Annotated in this window: 2 protein-coding genes and 1 pseudogene; all 3 read left to right on the forward strand. The window is 42.5% G+C overall.

The genetic code is table 11. The annotated features are described in order from the left end of the window. Positions 1-2,115: pseudogene (locus DCC82_RS16185) on the forward strand (hypothetical protein); the annotation flags it as partial. Between the two features lies 1 nt (position 2,116). Further along, a complete protein-coding gene (locus DCC82_RS16190; protein WP_108430506.1) occupies positions 2,117-2,974 on the forward strand; it encodes a phage tail family protein in 858 nt (285 codons plus the stop codon). A gap of 10 nt (positions 2,975-2,984) precedes the next feature. Continuing rightward, a complete protein-coding gene (locus DCC82_RS16195; protein WP_108430507.1) occupies positions 2,985-3,878 on the forward strand; it encodes a phage tail protein in 894 nt (297 codons plus the stop codon). The last annotated feature ends 92 nt before the right edge of the window (positions 3,879-3,970 follow it).

Below are 3,970 nucleotides of genomic sequence, written 5' to 3' on the forward strand. Positions count from 1 at the left end.
TCTCCCACTTTCACTGGTGCTGGCGCACCTTCACGTTTAGAAGTAGGAGACTTCTTTCGGAAAGATGTTAAAGGTATTACCCAGCTAGTGGGAGAGCTAGGAAGCGCAGTAAAAGATAAAGTGATTGGTACGATAAAAGAAAAATTCGAATCATTTAGCTTGAAAGAAACCGGTAAAAACATCATCGAGGGACTCATCAATGGAATATCTTCAATGGCCCATTCAGTTTATAAAAAAGCGAAAGAAATCGCGGATAAAGTGAAAGATACTATCCAAAGCGCATTAGGAATTCATTCACCTTCTCGCGTCATGATGGAAATCGGGAAATACACAGTCCAAGGGTTGATTGTCGGCATTGAAAGCGAGAGTGGCAATCTAAGAAAAGCAGTCGAGAAAATGTCAGATGCACTTGTTCCGAATTTCCGTAAGCCAATCCAAATTTCCGAATGGCAACGAAAAGAAATGGGGAGAATCGCCAGACTTGGCGCTGCTGAACGTGTGAAGGCGGTTGAGGAGTGGCTTTCCAAACAGTATGAGCTAGAAAATATACAAGCAAAAGATGAAGTAGCAATATGGAATTACGTTCTGAAAACATTCAAACTGAACGCAGAGGAACGCAAACGTGTTTCTCTTAAATTGCGTGATGCCAAACGGAAAGTCGACCAAGAAATATTTGAGAATGAGAAAAAATATATCGAAGAACGTAAGAAGTTTAATCAACTATCTTTGATTGAAGAATTAAAAATGTGGGAACAAGTCGCCTCGCGGTATACGAAGGGTAGCCAAAAACGCGCGGAGGCAGAAGAAAATATTTATCGTTTGAAAAAGCAAATTTACGATGAGCTAACAAGTCTCAACAACGAGTATGCCAACAAAGTTAAAGAGGTCAACGAGAGATTATATCAAGACGAGTTGAAAGCGAAAGAGGAGTATGAGGCAAGAGTAAAGGAAATCAACGACCGTCTGCTTCAAGACGAAATCAAAGCGAGAGAAGAATATGAAGCAAAAGTCAAAGAAATCAACGATCGTCTTGCGGAAGAAGAACGAAAGCTGACGGAAGAATATCAGAAAGCAGTCGAAGACCGCACGAAGTCTCTGTACAGCTTTGCAGGATTGTTCGATGAATTCAAACGCAAAAATGGCGTAACCGGTCAAGGATTGCTGAAAAATCTTTCCGATCAGGTCAGTGCGTTCAAGGATTGGCAGAAAAATATTTCTTCTCTTGCATCGCGCGGAATTGATGAAGGTCTTCTTCAAGAACTCCGCGACATGGGTCCGAAAGCGGTCGATGAGATTGCTGCGTTGAACTCTCTTTCTGATGAAGAACTGAATCAGTACGTTCAATTGTGGCGTGAGAAAAACGCGTTGGCAAAAGCGCAAGCGGTCAACGAGCTCGAAGGAATGAGGCTAGAGACACAAACGAAAATTCAGCAGTTGCGACTAACGGCAAATACGGAATTAGAAAAAGTGAAAGCAGACTACATTAACAAACTCACCGAGTTGCGCGCCCAAGCAAATGCGGAACTGGAGCAATTGAACAAAGAATATAATGACAAAATCGTCTATTTGCGCGCACAAGCTAACGCCGAACTTGAACAGCACAAAAAAGAATGGTTAACAAAAATACGGGAAATCACAGAGGGAACAAAGACAGAGCTCAATCTCATGTCAGCGAGTATGGAGGACATCGGAAAGGAATCGATGAGAGGTCTCATAGCTGGGCTCGATTCTATGATGGATCCACTCAAGCGAAAAGCGCAAGAGATTGCAGATACAGTCAGAGCAACGATACAATCAGCGCTCGATATCCATTCTCCTTCTCGGGTGATGATGGAGATTGGAAAGTGGATTCCTGTGGGACTGGCAGAAGGCATCAATCGAAACATCAATGCCGTTGTTTCTGCTACAAATCGCATGGTACGAGCGACAATTCCAAATGTTGCGGGATATTCGGGTGCTGTCGTCCCTGCTACGGCCACAAACAATGTCCCGAAACTGGCTGGCGCAAAAATAGAAAATCACTTCCATTTCCATTCAACTGCGCCAACGCCGTCTGAAGTGGCTCGAAAAAATCTCCGAGTCTCTCGTCAGCTTGCAATGGAATGGGGGTTATGATATGCAGCGAATTATCTTCACAAACGCAAGAGGTCAATCCGTGGAGCTGAAATCATCAGCTCCTTTTCTTTTACAAAGCGTCGATGGACTCGGTGACGTAGACGCTGACACTCAAACACAGAAATCCCCATTTCAAGATGGCTCGACATACATTGATTCCGTTCTTCAAGAGCGCGCTATCTCATTGGAAATTGTAATTATAGCATCGGACAAACCAACACTATTACAGCAACGTCAATATCTTGCTTCTGTTTTTAATCCAAAGTTAGGACAAGGGATACTTCGCTATGAAAACGGGGAAGTCGTTCGTGAAATCGAAGCAGTTCCAGATGGTGTGCCGGTTTTTCCGAGCGGAAGGGAGAATCGTGGATTAGTATTCCAAAAAGCACTTGTGAATTTGCTTTGTCCAAATCCTTTTTGGAAATCAACGGAGATAACGGAAGAGCCCACCTTTGAACCACTTTTCCAATTCCCGTTTGAGGGTGTGTTTGAAATCGGGGTGCAACGGGATAATCGAATTATCGTGAATGATGGGGATGCCCCAACTCCTGTATTTATTGAATTCTATGGTCCAGCGGTCAATCCGAAGATTACAAACAAAACAACCGGAGAATTTATTAAGGTAAATCAAACGTTACAAGAAGGCGAAGTGATGAAAATTGATACTACGCCGGGCAGAAAATCTGTTTATTTTGTTCAACCGGACGGAACAGAACGAAACGTTTTCAATTGGATTGACCCGGAAAGTACTTTCTTTCAGCTTGTGGTCGGTGAGAACGAAATCGAATATTCAGCCGATAGCGACATACAAGGAGCTATCGTCAATATCAGCTACAGAAAACTTTATAACGCTGTATAGGGGTGAGAATATGGCGGAAATCAGTAAGTTTTTTAATAGCGCGCCGGGTGATCCACGAACCTATCAAGCAAGTGATTTTGCTGATTACTTCGGCAGCGTTTTAAGCACAGGGTTACTCCATACCGATAATATCCCTGCTTTAGAAGTAAAGTGTGATGGCACTGATTTGCGCACGTATGTAACACCGGGAAAAGCGATCATTCAAGGATATTTGTACGAAAATACTAGCAATCTATATTTGGATCATGCTCTCCCAGAGCCAACTTTAGATCGCATTGACCGGATTGTGTTACGGTTGGACAAAAGAAACCAATCGCGTTATATCAGATTGTTCGTTAAGCAAGGCACTCCTTCTGAGAATCCGGTTCCTCCAGATCTGCAACGTGACGATTTTATTTACGAGTTATCCCTTGCGCAAATACGGGTGAGGGCGAACACATCAACATTAAATCCTGCCGATTTGATTGACGAACGTTTGGATGAAAATCTTTGTGGTTTGGTTCATTCTCTCATTAGTATTCCAACAAGCCAGTTTCAAGCACAGTGGGACCTTTACTTTAATGCAAAAAAAGATGAAATTGACGCTGAAACATTAAATTATCTGCAACAACTAGCCTCAAATATAACTTCTTTTGAACAAGAATGGGACACTTGGTTTAGCGGAATACAAAATGAGGGATTTGCTTCTGCCGAAAAATTTAATGCACATTTGGCTGATACTGCGTCAAAATTTACAAACATCAATCTCAACATTATCGACATGGCGGTGGAACTTGAAACGCTGAAGGGAGCAACGTTAAACGGTGTGACGGCGAATATTTTTATCGAAACCTTCCAAAATTTAAACGATATCAATTTGATGAACGGGATTTATGACAGTACAAACAAAAGGTTGGTGCTTTAATTGAGTCAGTCTGCAACAGATTTAACATCTTTCCGAAAGAAGTCTCCTACTTCTAAACGTGAAGGTGCGCCAGCACCAGTGAAAGTGGGAGA

The sequence above is a fragment of the Geobacillus sp. LYN3 genome (assembly GCF_003064505.1).
Classification (GTDB): domain Bacteria; phylum Bacillota; class Bacilli; order Bacillales; family Anoxybacillaceae; genus Parageobacillus_B; species Parageobacillus_B toebii.